This is a genomic window from Nocardiopsis sp. JB363 (genome assembly GCF_900143625.1).
Taxonomy (GTDB): Bacteria; Actinomycetota; Actinomycetes; order Streptosporangiales; family Streptosporangiaceae; genus Nocardiopsis.
In genome coordinates this window covers 1-1,851 of record NZ_FRFF01000093.1, presented here as the reverse complement: position 1 = coordinate 1,851, position 1,851 = coordinate 1, and the positions used below count along the sequence as shown (strand labels likewise).

The 1,851-nt window shown below is 68.9% G+C and carries 1 protein-coding gene; it reads right to left on the bottom strand.

Annotation, left to right across the window (positions count from 1 at the left end; translation table 11 throughout):
* Positions 1-1,851, bottom strand: a 1,851-nt coding sequence (locus BQ8420_RS13850; protein WP_235006194.1) for a condensation domain-containing protein, incomplete at both ends; no start/stop codon positions are given.

Below are 1,851 nucleotides of genomic sequence, written 5' to 3'. Positions count from 1 at the left end.
CCGGCACCCGCGCCACCCACTCCGCGAACACCTCCACAACCGAAGCAGACCTTGGGCCGACCTCGTTCCGGCTCCAGTCGGCCAGGGCCGCCCGGTCCTTCTCCGAACGGAGGTCGACCGTCGCCAACGTGCGCTCCGGTTTCGCCACGGCCAGCGAGACCATGCGGGACAGGGCGCCGGCCAGCCCCAGAACCCGTCGCCGGTCGAAGAGGTCGGTGCTGTACTCGATGACGACGCGGATACCGCCGTCCTGCTCCGTGTACTCGAAGACCAGGTCGGACAGGGCCGACGTCCTGGGCAGGTCGATCGGTCGCACGTCCAGGCCTGGCAGGTCCAGGGCTCCGGTGTGCGCGTTCTGAAGAACCATCAGCGCTTGGAAGAGCGGGCCGCGGCTGGGGTCCCGTTCGGTCACGACCTCGTCCACCACCCGATCGAAGGGCAGTTCGTGTTCGAAGGCCGCTTCGACCCGGTCTCGAACGTCACCGAGAAACCCCGCCACGGTCGCGCCGGGTTCGGGTCGAGAACGGATCACCAGGGGATTCACGAAGAACCCCACCGTCTCCCCCACCTCACGGTGGTCACGTCCCGAGGAGGCGATTCCCAGGGCGACGTCCCCGCTCCCGGAGGCGCCGGCAAGCAGCAGTTGGGTCATCGCGGTGAGGGACATGAACAGGGTCGCGCCCTGGCTCCGCCCCAGTTCGTGCAGGCCACGGGTCTGCTCTTGCGAAAGGTTGAAGCGGTGGACCGCGCCGGCGCTCGTGCGTCTGCTCGGACGGGGCCGGTCGGTGGGCACGGCGAGAGGAGGCACCTCCTCCAGCTCACGTGCCCAGTACGCGAGGCGTTCCCGCACGTCCGACTCCGCCCAACGGGTCTGTTCCCAGACCGCGAAGTCGGAGTAGTCGGGGGTCTCTTCCCGGCCCCCGGATTCGTTTCCCTCAAGCGACGCGCGGTAGAAGACCGCCAGGTCGCGAGCCATGACGTCTACGGACCAACCGTCGCATGCGATGTGGTGTGTACTCAGCACGAGGATGTGTTCGTCCTCCGCGAGAGCGACGAGCAGCGCCCGGTTCACGGGGCCGTGCACGAGGTCGAAGGGGGTGTTCACCTCGTCCAGCAGGCACGCGTCCAAGGCGGAGTCGCGTTCCCTCGCGGAGAGTCCGGTCAGTTCCGTCACGGACAGCAGGTCGTCCGCGTCCCAGGGGTCGCGCACCAACTGCACGGGTTCACCGTCGACCGTGTCGTAGGTGGTCCGAAGCGCCTCGTTTTTCCGCTGGAGCAGGGTGAGGGCCGAACGCAGGGCTTCCGTGGAGAGCCGACCACGGATACGGAACCCCGCGCCGGTGTAGTACTCGGCGCTGTCGTCCCCGACCTGGTGTAGGAACCACAGCCGGCGTTGCGCGGCGGAGAGGGGCAGTGGGCCCTCTCGGTCGACCCTGGGGAGGGAGCCCTTCGTACCGCCGTCGTGGCCCGCCGCCGCCAGGGCCTGCGGGGTGCGGTGTCGGAACAGGGCGCGTTGGCCGAAGTCGGTCCCCAACAGACCGTCGAGTCGCCACAGGAGGCGGGCCGCCAGGATGGAGTCCCCGCCCAGCGCGAAGAAGTCGTCGTGCACACCCACACGCTCCACGCCCAACACCGAGGCGAACTCGTCCGCGATCACGCGTTCGGTGTCGGTACGGGGAGCCACGTGGGTTCCGCCGGCCCGTTCGGGTGCGGGCAACGCCTTTCGGTCCACCTTGCCGTTCTGGTTCAGCGGCATCGAGGGAAGAGCGATGAGCGCGGAGGGTACGAGGTAGCCGGGCAGTCGTTCGGTGAGGTCGGCGAGCAGCTTCGTGGTGTCGAGCTCCTCCCCCA